General features: G+C 71.4%; 23 protein-coding genes and 1 pseudogene. 15 read left to right on the forward strand and 9 right to left on the reverse strand.

The genetic code is table 11. From position 1 onward, the window contains the following. Both BM419_RS33390 and BM419_RS17810 read left to right on the forward strand, forming a co-directional pair. A pseudogene (locus tag BM419_RS33390) lies at positions 1-126 on the forward strand (porin family protein); the annotation flags it as partial. Positions 127-342: 216 nt separating this feature from the next. After that, positions 343-837, forward strand: coding sequence for a PRC-barrel domain-containing protein (locus BM419_RS17810; RefSeq protein ID WP_091927221.1), 495 nt, complete (start codon positions 343-345; stop codon positions 835-837). A 160-nt stretch (positions 838-997) separates the two neighbouring features. Here the strand turns inward: BM419_RS17810 and parE are convergent, their stop codons facing one another. After that, positions 998-3,058 (reverse strand): DNA topoisomerase IV subunit B, encoded by a 2,061-nt coding sequence (gene parE / locus BM419_RS17815; RefSeq protein WP_056531212.1) that lies wholly within the window; start codon positions 3,056-3,058, stop codon positions 998-1,000. Positions 3,059-3,429: 371 nt separating this feature from the next. On the opposite strand from parE, the gene BM419_RS17820 reads away from it, so the two are divergent. Further along, positions 3,430-3,618 carry a hypothetical protein gene (locus tag BM419_RS17820; protein ID WP_042669668.1) on the forward strand — a complete coding sequence of 63 codons (189 nt, stop codon included), beginning with the start codon at positions 3,430-3,432 and terminating at the stop codon, positions 3,616-3,618. Positions 3,619-3,803: 185 nt separating this feature from the next. Here BM419_RS17820 and topA read toward each other — a convergent pair whose 3' ends face one another. Next, positions 3,804-6,488 (reverse strand): type I DNA topoisomerase, encoded by a 2,685-nt coding sequence (topA, locus tag BM419_RS17825; RefSeq protein ID WP_091927222.1) that lies wholly within the window; start codon positions 6,486-6,488, stop codon positions 3,804-3,806. Positions 6,489-6,694: 206 nt separating this feature from the next. Between topA and BM419_RS17830 the strand changes: the two genes are divergently transcribed. Further along, positions 6,695-6,925, forward strand: coding sequence for a BrnT family toxin (locus BM419_RS17830; protein WP_091927223.1), 231 nt, complete (start codon positions 6,695-6,697; stop codon positions 6,923-6,925). A 7-nt stretch (positions 6,926-6,932) separates the two neighbouring features. Further along, a complete protein-coding gene (locus BM419_RS17835; protein WP_244540798.1) occupies positions 6,933-7,226 on the forward strand; it encodes a BrnA antitoxin family protein in 294 nt (97 codons plus the stop codon). Between the two features lie 4 nt (positions 7,227-7,230). On the opposite strand, the gene BM419_RS17840 is transcribed toward BM419_RS17835, so the two are convergent. Together BM419_RS17840 and BM419_RS17845 are read right to left on the reverse strand one after the other, a co-directional pair. Further along, entirely contained in the window at positions 7,231-8,190 is a 960-nt protein-coding gene (locus BM419_RS17840; protein ID WP_091927225.1) for a molybdopterin-dependent oxidoreductase, read from the reverse strand. Beyond that, positions 8,187-9,047 carry a cytochrome b/b6 domain-containing protein gene (locus BM419_RS17845; RefSeq protein ID WP_091927226.1) on the reverse strand — a complete coding sequence of 287 codons (861 nt, stop codon included), beginning with the start codon at positions 9,045-9,047 and terminating at the stop codon, positions 8,187-8,189. Before BM419_RS17845 ends, BM419_RS17840 begins: the two co-directional genes overlap by 4 nt. 320 nt (positions 9,048-9,367) lie before the next feature. Here BM419_RS17845 and BM419_RS17850 point away from each other — a divergent pair, with 320 nt between their 5' ends. The 3 genes from BM419_RS17850 to coaA all read left to right on the forward strand — a co-directional run bounded on the left by BM419_RS17850 (position 9,368) and on the right by coaA (position 11,767). Beyond that, positions 9,368-10,315 carry an aspartate carbamoyltransferase catalytic subunit gene (locus BM419_RS17850; protein ID WP_026605274.1) on the forward strand — a complete coding sequence of 316 codons (948 nt, stop codon included), beginning with the start codon at positions 9,368-9,370 and terminating at the stop codon, positions 10,313-10,315. A 142-nt stretch (positions 10,316-10,457) separates the two neighbouring features. Further along, positions 10,458-10,781, forward strand: coding sequence for a phosphoribosyl-ATP diphosphatase (locus BM419_RS17855; RefSeq protein ID WP_020095338.1), 324 nt, complete (start codon positions 10,458-10,460; stop codon positions 10,779-10,781). After that, positions 10,778-11,767, forward strand: coding sequence for a type I pantothenate kinase (coaA, locus tag BM419_RS17860; protein WP_091683634.1), 990 nt, complete (start codon positions 10,778-10,780; stop codon positions 11,765-11,767). Before BM419_RS17855 ends, coaA begins: the two co-directional genes overlap by 4 nt. Before the next feature lie 163 nt (positions 11,768-11,930). On the opposite strand, the gene thpR is transcribed toward coaA, so the two are convergent. Then, entirely contained in the window at positions 11,931-12,470 is a 540-nt protein-coding gene (thpR, locus tag BM419_RS17865; protein ID WP_091927227.1) for an RNA 2',3'-cyclic phosphodiesterase, read from the reverse strand. After that, entirely contained in the window at positions 12,470-13,081 is a 612-nt protein-coding gene (locus BM419_RS17870; protein ID WP_091683632.1) for an arylesterase, read from the reverse strand. The genes thpR and BM419_RS17870 overlap by 1 nt, the downstream gene beginning before the upstream one ends. A gap of 222 nt (positions 13,082-13,303) precedes the next feature. Here BM419_RS17870 and BM419_RS17875 point away from each other — a divergent pair, with 222 nt between their 5' ends. Further along, complete coding sequence (locus BM419_RS17875; RefSeq protein ID WP_085986741.1) at positions 13,304-13,987, forward strand: ABC transporter ATP-binding protein; 684 nt, start codon at positions 13,304-13,306, stop codon at positions 13,985-13,987. Beyond that, entirely contained in the window at positions 13,987-16,563 is a 2,577-nt protein-coding gene (locus BM419_RS17880) for an ABC transporter permease (RefSeq protein ID WP_091927228.1), read from the forward strand. The genes BM419_RS17875 and BM419_RS17880 overlap by 1 nt, the downstream gene beginning before the upstream one ends. 160 nt (positions 16,564-16,723) lie before the next feature. Here BM419_RS17880 and BM419_RS17885 read toward each other — a convergent pair whose 3' ends face one another. Continuing rightward, on the reverse strand, positions 16,724-17,047 hold the full coding sequence (locus BM419_RS17885) for a hypothetical protein (protein WP_091927229.1): 324 nt from the start codon (positions 17,045-17,047) through the stop codon (positions 16,724-16,726). Positions 17,048-17,208: 161 nt separating this feature from the next. Here BM419_RS17885 and BM419_RS17890 point away from each other — a divergent pair, with 161 nt between their 5' ends. The 3 genes from BM419_RS17890 (at position 17,209) to BM419_RS17900 (ending at position 19,983) form a co-directional block, all read left to right on the forward strand. Further along, positions 17,209-17,796, forward strand: coding sequence for a PAS domain-containing protein (locus tag BM419_RS17890; protein WP_091927230.1), 588 nt, complete (start codon positions 17,209-17,211; stop codon positions 17,794-17,796). A gap of 425 nt (positions 17,797-18,221) precedes the next feature. Next, on the forward strand, positions 18,222-18,992 hold the full coding sequence (locus BM419_RS17895) for a Bax inhibitor-1/YccA family protein (protein ID WP_020095346.1): 771 nt from the start codon (positions 18,222-18,224) through the stop codon (positions 18,990-18,992). A gap of 97 nt (positions 18,993-19,089) precedes the next feature. Further along, positions 19,090-19,983: a dihydrodipicolinate synthase family protein gene (locus BM419_RS17900; RefSeq protein ID WP_091927231.1), complete on the forward strand. Its 894-nt coding sequence runs from the start codon at positions 19,090-19,092 to the stop codon at positions 19,981-19,983. Positions 19,984-19,993: 10 nt separating this feature from the next. Here BM419_RS17900 and BM419_RS17905 read toward each other — a convergent pair whose 3' ends face one another. After that, entirely contained in the window at positions 19,994-20,368 is a 375-nt protein-coding gene (locus BM419_RS17905) for a DUF2794 domain-containing protein (protein ID WP_020095348.1), read from the reverse strand. Positions 20,369-20,713: 345 nt separating this feature from the next. On the opposite strand from BM419_RS17905, the gene bluB reads away from it, so the two are divergent. Beyond that, positions 20,714-21,352, forward strand: coding sequence for a 5,6-dimethylbenzimidazole synthase (bluB, locus tag BM419_RS17910; RefSeq protein WP_175556325.1), 639 nt, complete (start codon positions 20,714-20,716; stop codon positions 21,350-21,352). 228 nt (positions 21,353-21,580) lie between these two features. Next, positions 21,581-22,048, forward strand: coding sequence for a L,D-transpeptidase (locus BM419_RS17915; protein ID WP_234080996.1), 468 nt, complete (start codon positions 21,581-21,583; stop codon positions 22,046-22,048). Between the two features lie 21 nt (positions 22,049-22,069). On the opposite strand, the gene BM419_RS17920 is transcribed toward BM419_RS17915, so the two are convergent. Next, entirely contained in the window at positions 22,070-22,378 is a 309-nt protein-coding gene (locus BM419_RS17920; RefSeq protein WP_042669659.1) for a cupin domain-containing protein, read from the reverse strand. Positions 22,379-22,519: the final 141 nt, after the last annotated feature.

The following is a 22,519-nucleotide window of genomic DNA, read 5'->3' on the forward strand; positions in this document are numbered from 1 at the left end:
GCCGGCGGCGTGTTCTACGGCAACCTCCTGCCCCCGAACGGCACCGCCTACCTCAACGGCGCCGCCGCCAAGACCGAGTTCGCCGTCGTCCGCGCCGGCCTGAACTACAAGTTCGGCTCCTACTGAGACCGGATGCCGGAGCCGGCTCTGCCGGCTCCGCGCTCCCGAAGGGCCCGGCCGCAAGGCCGGGCCCTTTCGCGTTTCGGGACAGCGAACCGACCTCGGCGGGTGCGACAGGGAGAGCCGGAACCGCGCGGGCCGCCCGCGATTGAGACCGCGGCGCCCCTCAGTGACCCGGACAGGGCCTTCCACGCAGGGACCGGGCGCGCGGAGCGATCAGCCATGCGAAGCCGAATCCTTCTCCTGTCGCTCGCGGCCCTCGGCCTCGCGAACGCGCCGGCCTCCGCGCAGGACGCCAGCGTGATCGGCAAGGACACGATCCTGCCGGCCACGGGACCGGGAACCTCGACGGACGGCAAGGGGGGCGGGCGGCTGACGGAGGCGGCGAGCGCCGAGGACGCGGCCAAGCGTCAGGGGCTCAAGCCCGTCACCTTCCTGACCACGAAGATGATCGGCGTGACGGTGCGCAACGCCGCCGGCGACAGCGTCGGCAAGATCGAGGATCTGCTCATCGCCGACGGCGGGACGCTCAAGGCCGTCGTGATCGACGTCGGCGGCTTCCTCGGCCTCGGCAGCAAGCTCATCGCGGTCGAGCCGGGCGCCCTCGTGCTGCGTCCCGGCGGCGACCGCTTCTCGGCAGTCCTCAACATGGGCAAGGACACGGTGGCGGCGGCCCAGCCCTTCGACCCGGTCAAGGTGATCGCGCCGCCCCGATAAGGCGCGACCGAAACCCGTCACCCGTCTTTGCGAGCGCAACGAAGCGATCCAGGGCAGCGCGACTTCGGTGAACGTGGCGCTGCTGGGTTGCTTCGCTCCGCTCGCAATGACGGCGCGGCGCCATCGACCGACGCGGCGCGGCCGCGCCGGCGCTCCGGCATCAGATGTCGAGGTCGGCGCCCTCTGCGAAGGCCGCGCGCTCGCTGATGAAAGCGAAGCGCGCCTCGGGCTTGTTGCCCATCAGGCGCTCGACCGTGTCGCCGGTCGATTCCCGGGCCTCATCCAGGACCGCGACGCGCAGCAATGTGCGCTTCTTCGGATCCATGGTGGTCTCCTTGAGCTGGGCCGGCATCATCTCGCCGAGACCCTTGAAGCGCCCGATCTCGACCTTGCCGCCCTTGAACACCGTCTTGACGATCCGCTCCCGATCCGCGTCGTCCCGGGCATAGGCCACCTTCGAGCCCTGCTGCAGCCGATAGAGCGGCGGGATCGCGAGGTAGAGGTGGCCGCGGTCGATCAGCCTCGGCATCTGGCGGTAGAAGAAGGTGATCAGCAGCGAGGCGATGTGGGCGCCGTCGACGTCGGCGTCCGTCATGATGATCACCTTCTCGTAGCGCAGGTCCGCCTCGCGGAAGGCCGAACCGGTGCCGCAGCCGAGCGCCAGGGTGAGATCCGAGATCAGCTGGTTGGCGCCGAGCTTGTCGCGCGAGGCCGAGGCGACGTTCAGGATCTTGCCGCGCAGCGGCAGGATCGCCTGGGTCGCCCGGTCCCGGGCCTGCTTGGCCGAGCCGCCGGCCGAGTCGCCCTCAACGATGAAGATCTCCGAGCCCGCGGTGCCGGCCGCCGAGCAGTCGGCGAGCTTGCCGGGCAGGCGGAGCTTGCGGGTCGCGCTCTTGCGGGCGACCTCCTTCTCCTGGCGGCGGCGCAGGCGCTCCTCGGCCCGGTCGATCACCCAGTCGAGCAGCTTGTTGGCCTGGGCCGGGGAGGCGGCCAGCCAATGGTCGAAGGCGTCGCGCACCGCCGTCTCGACGATGCGCTGGGCCTCCACGGTGGCGAGCTTGTCCTTGGTCTGGCCCTGGAACTCGGGCTCGCGGATGAACACCGAGAGCATCGACGCGCAGGTCGCCATGACGTCGTCGGTGGTCACCGCCGTCATGCGCTTGGCCTGGTTCACCCGCTCGGCGTGCTCGCGCAGGCCGCGCAGCAGGGCGACGCGCAGGCCCGCCTCGTGGGTGCCGCCCTCGGGCGTCGGGATCGTGTTGCAGTAGGAGTGCGAGATCCCGTCCTCGGCGACCATCCAGGCCACCGCCCATTCGAGCGACCCGTGCGAGCCCGGCTTGGTGATCTTGCCGGAGAACATGGCGTCGGTGACGAGTTCCTTCCCGTCGATGTCGCGGGCGAGGTAGTCGCGCAGCCCGTCGGGGAAGCGGTGCACCGCCTCGGCCGGCACGTCCTCCAGCCCCTCGAGGAGGGCCGGGGCGCAGCGCCAGCGGATCTCGACGCCGCCGAACAGGTAGGCCTTGGAGCGCGCCATCTTGAACAGGCGGCGCGGGTCGAACTTCAGCGAGCCGAAGATCTGGGCGTCCGGGTGGAAGCGCACGCGGGTGCCGCGGCGGTTCTGCACCCGGCCGACCAGTTCCAAGGCCCCTTGGGCATGACCGCGCGAGAAGGTCTGGCGGTAGAGGGTCTGGTTGCGCGCCACCTCGACCTCGAGCAGGTCGGAGAGCGCGTTCACCACCGAGATGCCGACGCCGTGCAGTCCGCCCGAGGTCTCGTAGACCTTCGAGTCGAACTTACCGCCGGCGTGCAGCGTGGTCATGATGACCTCGAGCGCCGACTTGCCGGGAAATTTCGGGTGCGGGTCGACCGGGATGCCGCGGCCGTTGTCGGTCACCACGAGGGCGCCGGATTCCTCCAGCTCCACCTCGATGAAGCTGGCATGGCCGGCGACCGCCTCGTCCATCGAGTTGTCGATCACCTCGGCGAACAGGTGGTGCAGCGCCCGCTCGTCGGTGCCGCCGATATACATGCCGGGCCGGCGCCGGACGGGCTCCAGCCCCTCCAGCACCTCGATGTCGGAGGCGGTGTAGCCGCCCTCGGGCTCGGCGGCCGCGAGCGTCGCCACGGAGGCCGCCGAATCCAGCCGCCGCCGCGGCTCGGGCGGGCGGGCCGCCGCGCCCTTGCCGCCCGGCCCGAACAGGTCCCGCGCCGGATCGCTCACGCGCGGCCTCCGGGCGCGCGGCGCGTCGGCCGGCTCGGCTTCGCGCAGACGGGTCTTGGGACGGGTCTCGGGTCGTGGAGCATGCGCCTTCATCCCCGCATGATAGCGGAACAAACCATAAACATCAAAGCCGTTCGCCCTGCAGCGAGGCCGTCGCATCATCGCATGCTGCGCCGCCGCGAGCGAGGGCCGCGTCCGTGCCGGCACACGGTTCCGCGCGCCGGGCCGTCATCACGACGTTGCACAACAATGGGTTAAGGCTTTCTCGTGACCCGCATGCCCGGCTTCCACAGGCGACGCCCGGAACAGAACGGGACGATCGACGTTGGTGGCGGAGATAAATCTTGACCGTGGTCAGGGAGCCGCAGTCCATGAGCGACGCCGCGATCGAGGCCCGCCGCCTCACGTTGATCCGCTTCGAGCATGCGGCCGGCGCCGCCTTCGGCTGCGACGATGACGCGGCCGCAGTGCCGCCGGCCCGGGCGCTGATGAACTCCACCACCCTCGCGCTCGCGACCTTCGCGACGGCCGTGGCGGCGACGATCACCTACTTGGTCTGAACCCGATCGCTGACCGCAACCCGCGGTGAGGGGCGGCAACGCTGCCTCTGCCACGTCCTTGCGAGCGGAGCGAATCAACCCAGTCGGCGCCACGTTCGAACGCCTCGCGCTGCACTGGATTGCTTCGCTCCGCTCGCAAGGACGGGCGGGCTTGCCGGCCCGCCTCAGCCTCGTCCACGAACGCTTCAGCCCGCGCTCGACGTCTTCGCCGCCGCCTTCTTGGCCGCAGGCTTCTTCGCGGCGGTCTTCTTCGCCGCCGGCTTGTCGCCGCTCGCGGCCCGCGCCGACCCTTTCCGGACCGCCCCGCGCTTCGCCGGCTTGCCGCCGCCCGCGGCGCGCTTGGCGTTCACCAGGGCGATCGCCTCGTCGAGGGTCAGCGCCTCGGCGCTCATCGTCTTCGGCAGCGTGGCGTTGACCTCGCCGTCCGTGACGTAGGGCCCGTACTTGCCGGCCTTGACCACGAGATCGCGGCCGCTGGCCTCGTCCTTGCCGAGCGGCCGGCCCGGATCGGCGGCCGGGCGGCCGCGTCCGCCGCCCTGCTCCTTGGCGACGATCAGGTCGATGGCGCGGTTAGCCCCGATCTCCAGCACGTCGTCGTCCTTGCCGAGATTGGCGTAGGTTTTCCCGTGCTGCACGTAGGGTCCGAACCGGCCGAGATTGGCCAGGATCGGCTCGCCGGTCTCGGGGTGGCGGGCCACCTCGCGCGGCAGCGCCAGCAGGGCCAGCGCCTTGTTGAGATCCACGTCCGAGGGGCTGAGCCCCTTGGGCAGCGACGAGCGCTTCGGCTTCTCGGCGCCCTTCTCGGCGGAGGCCTCGCCGAGCTGGAGGAACGGCCCGAAGCGGCCGTCGCGCAGCGTCACTGGCAGGCCGGTCGCGGGATCGTCGCCCAGCACCCGCACGCCCGGCTGGCCGCCCTCGGCCGAGGAGCCGTCACCGTCGCCGTCGACGCCCGAGGCCGAGAGCTGCCGGGTGTACTTGCACTCCGGGTAGTTCGAGCAGCCGATGAAGGCGCCGAACTTGCCGAGCTTCAGCGACAGCTGGCCCGAGCCGCAGGTCGGGCAGGTGCGCGGGTTCGAGCCGTCGCCCTTGTCGGGGAAGATGTGCGGGCCGAGGAGGCCGTTCAGCGCCTCCAGCACGTCGGCGACGCGCAGCTCCTTGGTCTCACCGATCGCCGCGGAGAAGTCGCGCCAGAAGTCGCGCAGCACCGCCCGCCAGTCGATCTCGGCGTTGGAGACCCGGTCGAGCTGCTCCTCGAGGCCGGCGGTGAAGTCGTACTCGACGTAGCGCCGGAAGAAGCTCTCGAGGAAGCCCGTGACGAGCCGCCCCTTGTCCTCCGGCTGCAGCCGCTTCTTCTCGATCTTGACGTATTCGCGATCCCGCAAGGTCTGGAGAACCGCGGCATAGGTCGACGGGCGGCCGATGCCGAGCTCCTCCATGCGCTTCACGAGGCTCGCCTCGGAGTAGCGCGGCGGCGGCTCGGTGAAGTGCTGGGTCGAGCTGATCCGCTCGCGGGCGAGCGGGTCGCCGGCCTTCATGGGCGGCAGGCGGCGGCTCTCCTCGTCCTCCTCGTCGTCCTTGCCCTCCTGGTAGAGGGTCAGGAAGCCGTCGAACTTCACCACCTGGCCGGTGGCGCGCAGGTCGATGGTCCGCGGTCCGACCTTGGCGGTGACGTCGACGGTGGTCCGCTCCAGCTCGGCCGATTCCATCTGGCTGGCCATGGTGCGGGTCCAGATCAGCTCGTAGAGCCGGGCCTGCTCGGGCTCGAGGTGGCGCGCCACCGACTTGGGCAGGCGGCCCATGTCGGTGGGGCGCACCGCCTCGTGGGCCTCCTGGGCGTTCTTGGCCTTGACGCTGTACTTGCGCGGAACGTCCGGCACGTAGCGGTCGCCGAACTCCTTGCCGATCACCCGGCGGGCGTCCTGGATCGCCTCCGGCGCCATGTCGACGCCGTCGGTCCGCATGTAGGTGATGATGCCGACCGTCTCGCCGCCGATATCGACGCCCTCGTAGAGCCGCTGGGCGACCCGCATGGTCTGGGCCGGCGCCATCCCGAGCTTGCGGGAGGCCTCCTGCTGGAGGGTCGAGGTGGTGAAGGGCGGCTGCGGGTGGCGCTTGGCGGGCTTCGCCTCGACGCTCGCCACCTGGAAGGTCGCGAGCTCGAGGTCGCGCTTGAAGGCGGCCGCCTCCTCGCCCGTGCCGACGTCGAGGCGCTGGATCCGCTTGCCGTCGGCGCCGACGAGGCGGGCCTCGAAGGTCGCGCCGTCGGCGGTCGTCAGCGTCGCGATGAGCGTCCAGTACTCGCGCGGCTTGAACCGCTCGATCTCCATCTCGCGCTCGACCACGAGCCGGAGCGCCACGGACTGCACGCGCCCGGCCGAGCGGGCGCCCGGCAGCTTGCGCCACAGGACCGGCGAGAGGTTGAAGCCGACAAGGTAATCGAGCGCCCGGCGCGCCAGGTAGGCGTCGACCAGCGCCTGGTCGATCTCCCGCGGCTTGCGCATCGCCTGCTCGACCGACGCCTTGGTGATGGCGTTGAAGGTCACGCGCTCGACCGGGATGCCCTTGAGCGCCTTGCGGGCGGTGAGCGCCTCCAGCACGTGCCAGGAGATCGCCTCGCCCTCGCGATCCGGGTCGGTGGCGAGGATCAGCTTGTCGGCGCCCTTGACCGCCTTGGCGATCTCCGAGACCCGGCTCGCCCCGCGGTCGGCCAGCTCCCAGACCATGTGGAAGTCCTGCTCGGGATCCACCGAGCCGTCCTTGGGCGGCAGGTCGCGGATATGCCCGAAGGAGGCGATGACTTCATAGTCGCGGCCGAGATACTTATTGATCGTCTTGGCTTTGGCCGGCGACTCGACGACGACGACTTTCATTCAGACCTCTGCCCCTGACGGAGCCTGGGCGCGACGGACGAATTCTGTTCGAGATTCGCGTGGGACGTATGCCCGCCGTCGGGCCGGGGCCGCGCGCCGGGCACAAGTGGGTCACGGGCGGCGGGTTGTCAAATCGCGAATCCGCGCAAGCCTCGCCCGAGGGACCCGTCGTAAGCCGCGCGAGCGGCTTATATGAACGGTGCGCGATGGCGGTCACCGACGATCCGGCCAAGCGCAGTCGGACCCGCGCGGAACGCGGGCTCGACTTCGAGGATGTCCGTCAGGATTACGGCGAGATCCGTCTCGTCACGGTCGGCGTCCTGGCCGGCCGCATGGTCATCGTGATCTGGACGCCTCGGGACCAGGACCACCATGTTTTCTCGAGGAGGAAGGCCAATGCCAGGGAGCAGAAGCGCTACGCACCGCTCATCCGCTGAGGCCCCGGTGAAGAGCGACCTCGTCAAGATGGACGCGCACGCGATCACGTCGGAGGAGTACGACGAGATCCCCGAGCTAACGGATTCGATGCTCGAGCGCGTCGACTTCTATTCCGGCGACCGGTTCGTGCGGCGCGGGCCACCCGACATGGCCCCTGGAATGACTGACGGACCGGACACGATCCGTCTCCTTCCGGACGTGGCCGCGCATTTCCGCGCGCAGGGGCCCGGCTGGCAGGCGCGCGTCAATGCCCTGCTGTTGGAGGCGGTCGAACGCGAGCGCGGAGAGACACCGCGCTGAGCGGTCAGATCCCCGCGTACCACTCGTAGCCGCGGTCTTCCCAGTAGCCGCCGCTGCCCTGGCCGATCCCGGCGAGCGACTCCACCATCTCGACCCGCATCACGTACTTGGCCTGCTTGTAGCCGAGCTGGCGCTCGACCCGCAGCCGCAGGGGCGCGCCGTTCGAGACGGGCAGCGGCTTGCCGTTGAGGTCGTAGGCCAGGATCGTCTGCGGGTTGAAGGCGTCGTAGAGGTCGATGCTCTCGTAGTAGCGGATCGGGATCCCCGCCGGCTCGGGCTCCGGAGCCGGGCTGCCCTGGCCCCAATCGTCCTTGGGCGCGTCGGTAGCGGTGGCTGGGCCGCCCCAATCGTCGGCGGCGGCGAGCTGCACGTAAGCCTCGCGCACCGCGCCCGGATGGGTCGGGCGCCAGAGGGACGCGCCCTGGTAGCGCCCTCTGCCACCGCCCTTGGGACCGGCCTCGAACTCCAGCGTGTCGGCGCAGTGGAATACCGCGTAGCGCGCCTGCGGCTTCAGCCCGGCCTTCTTGAGCACCTCGGCGAGCGGCACGCCGCCCCATTGCCCGATGCAGCTCCAGCCCTCCACGCAATCGTGCCGCGTGATCTGGGTGCGGGCGGGTAGGGCGCGCAGGTCCGCGAGGCTCAGCGACAGCGGCGTCTGGACCAGCCCGTCGACGGAGAGCTTGAAGTCCGAGAAGTTCCGCGCCGCCAGCGCCCGGTAGGCGCGGTCCGGCGGGTCGATCGTGCCGTTCGGCTTGAACCAGGGCGAGATCATCGAGGCCGGGAATTCCCGGGCCAGGGTCGTCGGCGACATCAGCAGGCGCTGGACGTATTCATTGGCGTCCTCGCCGACCTTGAGGGTGCGCTGCCCCGTCTCGGTCCCGGCGAACTTGTCGCAGCCGGCCAGCAGCGCGGTGCCCATCAGGCCGGCGCCCGCGGTGAGGAGCTTGCGGCGGTGGAGGATCATCGCGCGGTCTCCCGGTCGCGGCCGAGGCTGAACCAGCCGGTGATCATGCCGCGCATGTTGTTGACGAGCCCGGAGACGACCACGAGCAGCACGTGGACCACCACGAACAGCACGATCAGCCCGGCGGCGATGAAGTGGACGCTGCGCGCCGATTGCCGGCCGCCGAACAGCTCGGTCAGCCAGGGCCACGCGGCGTCCATCCCGGGCGACATGGCGAGGCCGGCGAGCACCATCGCGGGCAGCAGGCCGAGCACGAGGACGAGGTAGGTGAGCTTCTGGATGACGTTGTAGCGCTTGGCCTCGGTGCCCTCGGGGAAGCGCAGGAGCAGGTGCTCCTTCACGGAGCCGCCGAGGTCGCGGATCTGGTCGCCGTCGGGGATCAGGCGGCGGCGGAGCTGGCCCGAGACCAGGCCGTAGAGCAGGTAGACCGCCCCGTTGATCACGAGGAGCCACGCGAACAGGAAGTGCCAGCGCCGCCCGGTCGCGAGGTCCTGGTTGGCCGGCAGCGTCGCCCAGGACGGGAAGGCGCGCTCCACCTCGGTGCCGCCCTCCCTCGACAGGCCGAGCACGCCGGTCGTGTCGAGGGTGTGGGAACCGACCGTCACGACGCCGCGGGTCGTGCCGTCGCGGCCGGGCTCGCTGGTGATGGCGAGCGACGGATTGTCGAAGGTCGAGACCGAACCCCAGTAGAGCGCCGGGTGGGCGTTGAAGATCTGCAGGCCGCTCATCAGCAGCACCAGCAGCACCGCGGCGTTGATCCAGTGCGCCAGCCGGATGACCAGCGGGTGGCGGTAGAACCAGCGGCGCCCCTGCCGGTCGACGGTCTCGGGGGCTTCGAGGGCAGGGGAGGCGGCCAAGCGTCTGGATCCCGGGCAAGCGGCGCGGGGTCGGGAGCGTACGAATCCCGACCGTTCGGGCAGATACGTGGCGCGGTGGCGGGCGGTTACCATCCGCCGGGAAAAAGGCCGCAGCCGCCTCTCGAAGTGCGACTGCGCCGATGGGCGCGCGCCGTCGATGACGGAGCGCGACGCGCCCCCTCCTGCCGCCGGACGGACAGCCTGGGCCTCGAACCCGTGACGCCGGCAGCCCCTGACGGAGCGAGCGTCATGACTGAACCGGGATGAGCGCCGAACAGCCTTGCCCCCCGGGCGCGCCGCACCTACACCCGGGCCTCATCATGACGACGCCTCCGACCCCGGCCTTCCCGCACCGGCACCTCCTCGGCATCGAGGGCCTGACCCGGCCCGACATCGAGGGGCTGCTCGACGCCGCCGAATCCGCCGTCGACATCTCGCGGCAGGTGGAGAAGAAGCGCACGACCCTGCGGGGCCGCACGCAGATCAACCTGTTCTTCGAGCCCTCGACGCGGACGCAATCGTCCTTCGAGCTCGCCGGCAAGCGGCTCGGCGCCGACGTGATGAACATGTCGGTGGCCTCGTCCTCGGTGAAGAAGGGCGAGACCCTGATCGACACCGCCGCGACGCTCAATGCCATGCGGCCCGACATCATCGTGGTCCGTCACGAATCGGCGGGCGCCGTTCACCTGCTCGCCCGCAAGGTCGACTGCGCGGTGGTCAATGCCGGCGACGGCGCCCACGAGCACCCGACCCAGGCCCTCCTCGACGCGCTCACCATCCGCCGCAACAAGGGCCGGATCGAGGGCCTGCAGGTGGCGATCTGCGGCGACGTCCTGCACTCGCGGGTGGCGCGCTCCAACATCATCCTGCTCCAGGCCATGGGCGCGCGGGTCCGCCTGATCGCGCCCTCGACGCTGCTGCCCTCCGGGATCGAGCGCTTCGGCGTCGAGACCTTCACGGACATGCGCAAGGGCCTCGTCGGCTGCGACATCGTGATGATGCTGCGCCTCCAGCGGGAGCGCATGAACGGCTCGTTCGTCCCGTCCGTGAAGGAGTATTTCCGCTACTTCGGCCTCGACGGCGAGAAGCTGGCGCTCGCCAAGCCCGACGCGCTGGTGATGCATCCGGGGCCGATGAACCGCGGCGTCGAGATCTCCTCCGAGATCGCCGACGGGGCGCAGTCGCTGATCCGCGAGCAGGTCGAGATGGGCGTGGCCGTCCGCATGGCCGTGCTGGAGGCGCTGGCGCGGCACCTGCCGAACGGGTGAACCCAAGACAACGGGTGATCCCCAGACAAAGCCGGGCGGCCTTCACCCGCTCCGCTTGCCCGCCGAGCGGCCGTGGCGCAGTTTCCTGCCGAAATCCGGCCCTGATCTGTATAAGGGGCCGTCGCAACATGCAGATCGCTTCATGACCGCCTACACGCTCGCCGACCTCGCCGCCCTCGTGGCGAGCCGTGCCGGGACCGATCCGGCCACCTCCTACACGGCCAAGCTCCTGTCCGAGGGCCCCGCCAAGGCGGCCAAGAAGCTCGGCGAGGAGGCGGTGGAGGCGGCGATCGCGGCCGTGCAGGGCGACAAGACCGGCCTGCGGAACGAGGCCGCCGACGTGCTCTACCACCTCGTCGTGCTGCTCCGGGCGGGCGGGGTCGAGCTCGACGCCGTGATGGCCGAGCTGGAGCGTCGCACGGCCCAGAGCGGCATCGCCGAGAAGGCCGCGAGGCGCCACGCGTGAACGCGGCCGCGCTGCCGGGCTCGGTCGAGGCGATCCTCGAAGCGTCCGACCGGCTCTCGCCGTATCGCCGCTTCAGCCGCGAGGAATGGGCGCAGCTGCGCGCCGACACGCCGCTCACCCTCAACCAGGAAGACCTGGAGCGGCTGCAATCGATCAACGACCCGATCTCGGTCGAGGAGGTGGTGGCGATCTACCTGCCGCTGTCCCGTCTGCTCGCCCTGTACGTCGCGGCGACGCAGGGCCTGTTCAAGGCGACGCAGCGCTTCCTGCTCGCCGAGCGCGAGACCAAGGCGCCCTACATCATCGGGCTCGCCGGGTCGGTGGCGGTGGGCAAGTCCACGACCGCCCGCATCCTGACCGCCCTGCTGGCGCGCTGGCCCAACACCCCCAAGGTCGACCTCGTCACCACCGACGGGTTCCTGCTGCCCAACGCCGAGCTCGCCGCCAACGGGCTGATGGAGCGCAAGGGTTTCCCGGAGAGCTACGACACCGCCGCGCTGCTGCGCTTCCTCCACGACGTCAAGGCCGGCCACAAGCGCGTGACCGCGCCGCTCTACTCGCACCTCGTCTACGACCGGGTGCCCGGCGAGGAGCGGGTGGTGGAGAGTCCCGACATCCTGATCGTCGAGGGCCTGAACGTGCTCCAGCCCGCCCGCCTGCCGCGGGACGGGACCGCGATCCCGTTCGTGTCCGACTTCTTCGACTTCTCGATCTATCTCGACGGCCACGAGGACGACCTGCACCGCTGGTACGTCACGCGCTTCATGAAGCTGCGGCAGACGGCGTTCCGCGACCCGCGCTCGTACTTCCGGAAATACGCCGAGATTGCCGAGACCGAGGCCCTCGACATCGCCGACCGGCTCTGGACGACGATCAACCTGCCGAACCTGCGCGAGAACATCGTGCCGACCCGCCAGCGGGCGAGCCTGATCCTCACCAAGGGCGCGAGCCACCGGATCGAGAGCGTGGCGCTGCGGCGGCTGTAGGCCGGTTCGGGCCGATCGCGCGATCGGCCCGCATGAAGACCGAACCTCCGTCATCACGAGCGACGCGAAGTGACCCAGGGCAGCGCGACGTTCGGGGCGATGTCGCCGGCTCTGGATTGCTTCGCTTCGCTCGCAAGGACGTGAACGACCGAGCCCAGGCGCATCACGCGAACGGGAACTCCGCCTCCGCCACGTACGGACCGCCGCCGGTCGAGTCCCGCGCCGAGAACAGCGTCACCCGGTCCGACGTGTAAGTCAGCGGCGCGAAGACCGGCGCCTGCGACAGGTACATCGCCGCCGCCTCCGGCGTGGCGTCGCGCCGGAGGCGCGCCAGGGTCACGTGCGGGGTGAATTTCCGCCGCTCCGGCTCGACCCCGGCCCGGCGCACGAGCCGCTCCTGCTCGGCCTGGAGATCCGTCAGCTCCGCCTCCGGCACCACCGAGGCGTAGAGCGCCCGCGGCCTGTCGCCGCCGAAGATGCCGAGGCCGTCGAGCGTCACCGTCAGGGCCGGGCGGACCCGCATCTCGGACAGCGCCTCCACCACGTCGTCGGCCGTGGTCGCGTCGACGGCGCCGATGAACCGCAGGGTCACGTGGAAGTCGCCGGGCTCGATCCAGCGGGCGCCGGGCAGGCCGCCCTGCCAGGCCCTGAGCGCGTCGGCGATCGCGGGCGGCACGGCGAGGCCGGTGAACAGGCGCGGCACTACCGCGACGCCCCCTGCCGGAGGCCCCCCAGGAAACCCTCCACCGTCGGCAGCATGCGGGAAGCGATGGTCTCCACGCCCTGCCGGTTCGGGTGGATCATGTCGTCGAGGTGCTGCGCCCGGTCGCCGATGATCCCGTCGAGGAAGAACGGGTAGAGGGTCAGGCCGTAGCGCTTGGCGAGCGCCGGGTAGATCGCGTCGAACCGCGCCTTGTAGTCCGGCCCGAGGTTGGGCGCGGCCTGCATGCCGGCGAGCAGGACCGGGATGCCCCGGGCCTTCAGCCGCTCGATGATCGCCGACAGCGCGCCCTCGGTGACCTTCGGGTCGGTGCCGCGCAGCATGTCGTTGGCGCCGAGTTCGAGGATCACGCCCGCGGTCCCGTCCGGCACCGACCAGTCGACCCGGTCGAGGCCGCCCGTGGCGGTGTCGCCGGAGACGCCGGCATTGGCGACCGTCACGTCCGCGCCCCTGGCCTTGAGCAGGCGCTCCAGCACGGTCGGGAAGGCGGCGTCGGCCGGGAGCTTGTAGCCCGCGGTCAGGCTGTCGCCGAGGGCGACGAGCTTGACCGGCCCGCCGGGCGCGGCCCGCGCTCCCGGCGCGACGGCTGTCATGAAAGGGACCATCAGGAGCGCTAGCGCTGCGGCATACAGGGCCGTGCGCCGGAACACAGCGCGCGCGTCATGGCGCGGCCCCAATGCCGAACCCATATCGCGGTGCACCCGCGGCCCGTAGAGCCAAGATCGAAGCCGAAGGGATCGACCCCACGTGAGGACCTCGCGCGCCATGCTCGTCATCGCCCACAGATCGGCTCACCGGTGAGCCAAGGCAAGGTGCTGCGCGAGCCCGCGATCGCGCTGTCGGACATCGATCTCAGCCTCGGCCGCGGCGCCGCCCGCGTCCACGTCCTGCGCGGCATCTCGCTGAATGTCGACCGCGGCGAGGCGGTCGGCCTCGTCGGCCCGTCCGGCTCCGGCAAGTCGACGCTGCTGATGGTGATGGCCGGGCTGGAGCGGCCCGATTCCGGCGGCGTCGTCATCGAGGACACCGACCTCGTCCGCCTCGACGAGGACGCGCTGGCGCGGTTCCGCGGGCGCCGGATCGGCATCGTGTTCCAGGCCTTCCACCTCGTGCCGACCATGACGGCGCTCGAGAACGTGGCCCTTCCGCTCGAACTCGCCGACCGGCCCGGCGCCCTGGAGCGGGCACGCGCCGAGCTGGAGGCGGTCGGCCTCGGGCACCGGCTGCACCATTACCCGGCGCAGCTCTCCGGCGGCGAGCAGCAGCGCGTCGCCATCGCCCGGGCGGTCGCCCCCGACCCGGCGATCCTGGTCGCCGACGAGCCCACCGGCAACCTCGACGAGGCCACCGGCCGCCAGATCGTCGACCTGCTGTTCCGGCTGAAACGGGACCGCGGCGCGACGCTGGTCCTCGTCACCCACGACAACGGCCTCGCCCGCCTGTGCGACCGCACCGTGCGCCTGCGCTCGGGGCGGATCGAGGAGGCGGTGACCGCCTGATGCACGGCACGATCACCCGCCCCGACCCCGCCCCCCGCCGGATCCCGCTCACCCTGCGCCTCGCGCTGCGCGAGTTGCGGGCCGGGCTCAACGGCTTCGCGGTGTTCCTCGCCTGCATCGCGCTGGGCGTCATGGCCATCGCGGGCGTGGCGTCGATCTCGCGCTCGCTGTCCGACGGGCTGGGCCGGGAAGGCCGGCGCATCCTCGGCGGCGACCTCGCCTTCAACCTCATCAACCGCGAGGCGACCGACGCGGAGAGGCAGGCGCTGGCGCGCGAAGGCCGCCTCGACATCGTCGCCTCCCTGCGGGCCATGGCGGTGGCGGGCAGCGGCGACGCGGCCCTGATCGAGCTGAAGGCTGTCGACCCCGCCACCTATCCGGCCGCCGGCGACCTCGCGACCGACCCGCCGGGCCGCCTCGCCGACCTGCTGGCGGAGCGCGACGGGGTGCCGGGGGCGCTCGCCGACCCGGCCCTGCTCACCCGCCTCGACGTCAAGGTCGGCGACCGGATCGCGCTCGCCGGGCACGACGTGGCGATCCGCGGCACCATCGTGTCCGAGCCCGACAAGATCGCCGGCGGCATCGGCTTCGGTCCGCGGCTGATGGTCTCCGAGCCGACGCTCCGCGCCACCGGCCTCGTCCAGCCCGGCAGCCTCAACCGCTGGAGCTACCGTCTGGTCCTGCCGCCCGGCACGCCGGACGCCGACCTCGACGCGGCGCAGGCCCGGATCCGCGCCGCCACCCCCGAGGCCGGCTGGGAGATCCGCTCGCGCACCAACGCCGACCCGCGCTTCGCCAAGAGCATCGAGCGCTTCACGCAGTTCCTGACCCTGGTGGGACTCACCGCGCTGATCGTCGGCGGCGTCGGGGTCGGCAACGCCGTCCACGCCTTCGTGGAGCGCAAGCGGCCCTCGATCGCGACGCTCAAGAGCGTCGGCGCGCCGGGCTCGCAGGTGGTCGCCCTGTACCTGACGCAGGTGATGCTGATCGCCGGCCTCGGCACCCTGATCGGCCTCGCGATCGGCGCGAGCCTGCCCTTCCTCCTCGACGCCCTGTTCTCCGCCGACCTGCCGCTGCCGCTGAACCCGACGCTCGCCCCCGGGGAGCTGGCGCTCGCGGCCGCCTACGGGCTGATCACGGCCTTCGCCTTCGCGATCACGCCGCTCGGCCGCGCCCACGACGTGCCGGTCTCCGGGCTGTTCCGCGACACGGTCGACCCGGCCCGCGTCAGCCCGCGCTGGCGCTACCGGATCTGGCTCGCCGTCAGCCTCGCGGCCCTGGTCGGCCTGTCGGTGGCGACCGCCTTCGACCGGCGCGTCGCGCTGATCTTCATCGCGGCCGCAGCCATCGCGTTCGGCCTGCTGCATCTGGTGGCGCTCGGCCTGATGGCGCTCGCCCGCCGCCTGCCGCACCCGCGCTGGCCGGCGCCCCGGATGGCGCTCGCCAACCTGCACCGGCCCGGCGCCCTGACGCCCGCCATCGTCCTGTCGCTCGGCCTCGGCGTGACGCTCCTCGTGACGCTCAGCCTGATCGACGCCAATGTCCGCCGCACGATCAGCGCGACCCTGCCGGCCCGGGCGCCGAATCTCTTCTTCCTGGACATTCCCTCCCGGGACGCCGCCCAGTTCCGCGAGTTCCTGGCACGCTCGGCCCCGAGCGGGAAGATCGAGGATGTGCCGATGATGCGCGGCCGGATCGTCGCCCTGAACGGCGTGCCGGCGAGCAAGATCCGCCCCCCGGAGGACGCCGCCTGGGTGCTCGACGGCGACCGGGGCATCACCTACGCCGACACGGTGCCGGACGGCTCCAGCCTCACCGAGGGCGCGTGGTGGAGCCCGGAGCAGGGCGCGAAGCCGCTGGTCTCCTTCGAGGCCGACCTCGCCCGCCAGCTCGGCCTGAAGCTCGGCGACACCGTGACGGTGAACGTGCTCGGGCGCGACCTAACCGCGACGATCTTCAACCTGCGCCGGGTGGAGTGGCGCAACCTCGGCATCAACTTCGTGATGGTGTTCTCGCCGGGCACCTTCCGGGGGGCGCCGCATTCCGACCTCGCGACGCTGACCCTGCCCGGCGGCACCGACGCTTCCGCCGAGAACCGCATCCTGCGCGACGTCGCCAAGACCTTCCCGTCGGTGAGCGCCGTGCGGGTGAAGGACGCCCTGGACGCCATCGGCGACCTCGTCGGCCGGCTGGTCCTGGCGATCCGGGGGGCGAGCGCCGTGGCGGTGCTGGCGAGCCTGTTCGTGCTGGCCGGCGCCATCGCGGCCGGGCACCGGGCGCGGCTCTACGACGCCGTCGTGCTCAAGGTGCTGGGCGCGAGCCGGGCGCGCCTGCTCACCGCCTACGCCCTCGAATACGCGGCGCTGGGCCTCGCCACGGCGCTGTTCGGCCTCCTGGCCGGGACGCTCGCCGGCTGGGTGATCGTCGCCAAGGTCATGCACCTCGACTTCCGCCTCGACCTGTCGGGCGCGCTGGTCGCGGCCGTGGCCGCGGTGGCGCTGGCGATCCTCCTCGGGCTCGTCGGCACGTGGCGGATCCTGGGGCAGAAGCCGGCGCCGTATCTCCGGCAGGCCTGACGGAGGCCGATCCCGCAGGCTCCGTATCCGGTTCAGCCCCGGCGGAGGCCGCGATCGAGGCCGTCGAGAGCGGCGGACCGCGCCCGGCCGGAGACGGTCCGGCAGGATATCGAAGCCCTCGGTCCGTGGGGGAGGGGCTTCCAACCGTCGGACCCCGCGCTCACGGGTCGCCGCGCTCCGCATTCTCCGCGGTGCGCGCGCATGCCTCGGTCGATTCGGGGCCGACCAGAGCTTGGACCGCCTCACCGAATCGCCTCCGCGCCGCAGGATCGAGTCGGCGCAGGTGGACCCCGACCAGCATCAGCAGCCGCTCCGTCTCCCGCTCGATGGCCGGACGGTCCACAGATCCGCAGTGATCGGAACCGTAGAACGCCTCGATCGGCAAATCGAGGGACTGCGCAATCCTGTTCAGCGCGCGCGCGGCGGAGGATTCCACCTTCCGGTCAGCAATCGTCCGCAGGAATTCGAGTCCGTTCTCATCCATGGCGGCCCCTCGAATCACTCGCGACGGGGGAAAATTTCCCAACCATGACAAGAGGTGCCCCCGTGAAGGGGTATTCGCAAGTGAACTCTTTGTCATTTCGCCGGAAGATTGGTACGGAGCTAGACATTCGAGCTTCGAGCGGCCCGGGGGGACCGTCCACCATGCGCATCAACGTCATCGATGGCTACGCGGACAACGCCGACCGTCTCCGGGCGGCTCTCGAAGCCTCGTGCGTTGTGGGAGCCTGGGAGTGGGACCACGTCCGCGGCGTGGTCGTCTACGACGCGGGCGCGGCCCGGCTGCTGACCGGCAATCCCGACCTCGCCGACCGTCCGATCAACGGGCCGACGGCGCTGGCCGCGGTGCATCCCGAGGACATGACGTGGTTGATGGACCACATGCTCCGGGCCGTCCGGTCGAGCGGGCTGGTCCTTGCCGAGTACCGCGTGTTCAAGGCGGACGGCACCGTGCGCTGGCTCCTCAGCCGGGGGCGGACCCATCGGAACGAGGACGGCGAGCCGCAGCGCTCGCACGGCATCCTGATGGACATCACTGAGATCCGCGACGGCGGCGACCGCTACGTGGTCGGCAGGCCCATGGCGGGCGGCGACCCGCTGGAGCGGGCGGCCGACCTCGCCGTCGCGCTCAAGGAGACGCTCACCGACGACATGCCCGCGGAGGTGCGGGCGGCCGCCGACCTGATGCTGCTGGGTCTGGGCCGCGCCCTGGCCCGCCGGATGACGCACTGAACCGCCCCTCCCGGGCCGCCCAGATCCCGCGCGCCGGAGAGCGGATCTTCGAGGCTGCGGACCCGCCTTGCAGGCACGAACCCGCCGGGACTTGGCGGTCCGGACCGGAGAAACCGGGGCGCACGCGGACGCACGTGGCATAAGGAAGCCGTTAAGACTTCGCGCGGGCGCATCGAAACGCCTGGACGGCGGCAACCGTCAGTCGAACAACCCGACGACGGAGCGGAATGCATTTTAATCCCGGCCCAGATGGACAAAAATACATCCGCCGGACACGGAAAAGCGGCCCCGGAACCGTGGCCGGGGACTTGTGTCGCGGCTTCGGGCGCAACATATTCCCAACCGAGGCGCCAGCCCGGCGCCAGAGGTCCTGCGTGGGCCTCGACCGAACACCACGCTGAGAGAGCCTCCGCAAGGAAACTCCCATGGCATTCGAGAACAGCCCCTTCCGGTACGGCGCCCAGCAGCCGACCGGCTACGCCGGCACCCAGGTCGAGGTCGATCAGGGCCTGCGCACCTTCATGCTCGGCGTCTACAACAACATGATCGTCGGGCTCGGCATCTCGGGTCTCGTCGCGCTCGGCCTGAACATGGCCTCCGTGGCGGCCTACCAGGGCACCCGCCCGATCCTGACCCCGTTCGGTCAGACCCTCTACCTCAGCCCGCTGAAGTGGGTCCTGATGCTCGCCCCGCTGGCGTTCATCTTCGTCTTCTCCATGCGGATGGACCGGATGTCGGCCTCGTCCGCCCGGACGATGTTCTGGGCCTTCGCGGCGGTGATGGGCGCCTCGATGTCCTCGCTCCTCCTGGTGTTCACCGGGGGCAGCGTGGTGCAGGTGTTCTTCATCACGGCGGCGGCCTTCGGCTCGCTCAGCCTGTGGGGCTACACCACCCGGCGCAGCCTCTCCGGCATGGGCTCGTTCCTGATGATGGGCCTGATCGGCATCATCCTCGCGTCGCTGGTGAACATCTTCTTCGCCTCGTCGGCCCTCCAGTTCGCCATCTCGGTGCTGGGCGTGCTGATCTTCGCGGGCCTGACCGCCTACGACACCCAGAAGCTCAAGGAGATGTATCTCTACGGCGGCTTCGACGGCGAGATGGCGGCCAAGATGTCGGTGAACGGCGCCCTGACGCTCTATCTCGACTTCATCAACATGTTCCAGTTCCTGCTGAGCCTGATCGGCGACCGCCGATAAGCCAGCCCGAACAAGACGGGACGAGGGAACCCCGGCGGGACACCGCCGGGGTTTCTTTTTGCCTGGCCGCCGCGCGCGGATGCGCTAGGCTCGGGCCATGCCCGCGCTCTCCGGCCTCTCCGCTTTCCCGATCACCCCGAGCGACGCAGACGGCCGCGTCGACGCGGAAGCGCTGCGCCGGTTGCTGGAGCCCCTGGCGGCCGCCGGGGTCGACTCGATCGGCCTCCTCGGCAGCACCGGGACCTACGCGTACCTGAGCCGCGAGGAGCGGCGCCGGGCGGTGGCGATCGCCGCCGAGGCCGTGGCCGGACGGGTCCCGCTCCTCGTCGGCATCGGCGCCCTGCGCACCGACGAGGCCGTCCGCCTCGCGCAGGACGCGCGGGCGGCCGGCGCGGATGCCGGGCTCCTCGCCCCCGTCTCGTACACGCCGCTCACCGAGGCGGAGGTCGAGGCGCATTTCGCGACCGTAGGGGAGGCGGGCGGCCTGCCCCTCGTCCTCTACGACAACCCCGCGACCACGCATTTCCACTTCACGCCGGCGCTGATCGGCCGGATCGCCCGCCAGCCCGGGATCGTGGCCGCCAAGTGCGCCGCGCCGGAGCCGACGCGGGCCGCCGCCGGGATCGCGGCCCTGCGGGAGGTTGTCCCAGCGGGCTTCCCCATCGGCTTCAGCGGCGACTGGAACGTCACCGAGGCGCTGATCGCCGGCGGCGCGGCGTGGTTCAGCGTGGCGGGCGGCCTGTTTCCCCGGACCTGCCTGGCGATCGTCCGGGCCGTGGCGGCGGGCGAGACCGAGCGGGCCCGCGCCCTCAACGCCGAGCTGGAGCCCCTCTGGAGGCTGTTCCGGACGCATTCCAGCCTGCGGGTGGTCTACGCCCTGGCCGATCTCACGGGCCTGTGCCGCGTCGAGCCGCCGCGGCCGATCCGGCCCCTGGCGCCGGAGGCGGTGGCCGAGATCGCCGCGACCGTCCGGCGCCTGTCCCTGTCCTGAGCGGGCGCGGTCAGACCGCCGCCGGTGCCGGTTCCAGCACGGCGATCACCCGGGCGAGCTCGGTACCGCGCTTCAGGATCTGGCCGCTCGCGGCGACGACGGCGTAGGCCCCCTGGCGCCGGGCGAGCTTGGGATCCTTCTCGATGCGGTAGAGCGGCATCTCGGAGGAGCGCCGGTAGATCGAGAACACCGCCTTGTCGCGGCGGAAATCGAGGGCGTAGTCGCGCCACTCGCCCGCGGCGACCTGCCGGCCGTAGAGGTTGAAGATCGTGCGGAGCTCGTCCCGGTTGAAGGCGATCTGCGGAGGGGCCGCGCGGGCGGGGAAGGGGATGACATGGCCCGCCGCCTCGTCGGGCCTCGACCCGGCGCTCGTCCTCTCGGTCATCACGGCTCCCGTGCATCGATGCTTTGCCGGATGATGGGCCTCGCCGCCGCGGCCCGCAAGGGTCGCGCACGCCGTGTCCCGCGAGACACGCCCAAGCGACAAAAAACACGGTTTGGCCCGATTCACGCCTTTTGCAGGCCGCGTTGCGGCGCGACAACAGGCGTCGAACCTCGCCGGGTTCTGCCCGGTCGGCGACCGACACCCAGCTCCCCAGCCATCGGTCGCCGCTCGGGATCCCAGGATCCGGCACTCCGAGGTTTCGAGACCCAAGACTTCAGGCCGCCCCTCGGGCGGCCTTTTTTCCGTTTCCCGTCGGGCCGGGGTTGCGGCTATGCCAGCCGCATCATGGGCCCGCCCGCCTTCGACGCCGCCTTCCTGCACGACCTCGACGCGCTGTTCGCGTGGCGCCGCGACGTGCGCCGCTTCCGGACGGATCCGATCGACGAGGACGCCCTGCGCGCCTGCCTCGCGGCGGCCCACCGGGCCCCCTCGGTCGGCAACAGCCGGCCCTGGCGCTTCGTGCGGGTCGCGGATCCGGGACGCCGCCGCGCGGTCGCGGAGAACTTCGCCGGCTGCAACGAAGCCGCGGCCGCGGGCTACGCGACCGATCGGGCCGCGCAGTACCGCGGCCTGAAGCTCGCCGGCCTGCGGGAGGCGCCGGTCCATCTGGCCGCCTTCTGCGACGCGGCCACCGAGACCGGCCTCGGCCTCGGCCGGGCCAGCATGCCGGAGACCCTGGCCTACTCGGTCGTGGGGGCGGTGCAGTGTTTCTGGCTCGCCGCCCGGGCCCGCGGCCTCGGCGTCGGCTGGGTCTCGATCCTGGAGCCGGAGGCGGTCACGGCGATCCTGGCCGTGCCGGAGACGTGGCGGCTCGTGGCCTATCTCTGCGTCGGCTACCCGGTGGAGGAGCATCTCGACCCGGAACTGGAGCGCCACGGCTGGCAGTCGGAGGACCGGCGCGGGAGCGAACTCCACGAGCGCTGAGACGCGCGCGGAGCGGCGGACCCGCCGCGGGGCAACGGCCCGTACACTCTGGTTCGTGGTTGCTCTTTTACCGTGCCCCGCGGATCCGCAGAATGACCCCGCGTCAACCATAGCTTTTCTCGGAACGGTAAGCTCGGCCGGGGATTACTTGCCCGCGTCTAGTCTAGCTTTGCGAGGATCGCGGTGATGTCGGGTCGGGTGGCGGCTCTATTCGGTTTGGCCGGCGCGATGCTGGCCGGTTGTTTCCAGGCGGCGCAGGCGCGCGAGATCGTCCCCTTCGCCAACGGCGTCGCGCCGGGCTCGGTGGTGATCAGCGTGTCGCAGCGCAAGCTCTACCTGGTGAACGGCGACGGCACGGCGATCCGCTATCCCGTGGCGGTGGGCCGTCCCGGCAAGCAGTGGTTCGGCATCAAGCCGATCGACGGCAAGTACGTCGCCCCCGCCTGGTCGCCCCCCGCGGAGGTGAAGCGCGACAACCCGCGGTTGCCGAACCTCATCGCGGGCGGCTCGCCGCACAATCCCATGGGGGCGGCGGCGATGACGCTCGCGGGCGGCGAGTACGCCATCCACGGCACCAACCGGCCGAACTCGGTGGGCACCTACGCGTCCTACGGCTGCATCCGGATGTACAATCAGGACGTGGTCGACCTCTACGCGCGGGTCGATGTCGGCACGCAGGTCTACATGACCCACTGAACCCACTGAGGCCCGCCGGCCTCACCCGGCCGGCGGGGCGGTCGCCTCGACGGCCGTGAAGGTCTCCAGGATCCGGTAGGTGTGCGCCGCGCCGGCCGGCACGCAGTAGGAATCGCCCGGCGCGAGCGCCACGGTCTCGCCCTCCAGCACGAGCTCGGCCCGGCCGCTGATGACGTAGCCGACCGTCTCGTGCGCCGAGGTGGTCATCGGCTTGTCGGCGTTGGGCTCCTCGGCCCGCCACATCCGCATGCCGAGCCGCTCGCCGCGGGCGAGGTGGATCTCGCCGTGCGGGCCCGCGGCCGCGCTCCGGGCCGATACTGTCGTCGCCATCGTCGCCTCCCTCCGGTGAACCTCGCCAACGGGGCCCGGCGCCCGACGTTCCGCGCCCGACAGCGCGACACGTTCGGCAAGCCCCGCGCCGGCGCGCCGCTTGACGGCCCGCGCCGCGCCCCGACAGGATGACGCACCGGT

The sequence above is a fragment of the Methylobacterium sp. yr668 genome, assembly GCF_900116245.1.
In the GTDB taxonomy this organism is placed as follows: domain Bacteria; phylum Pseudomonadota; class Alphaproteobacteria; order Rhizobiales; family Beijerinckiaceae; genus Methylobacterium.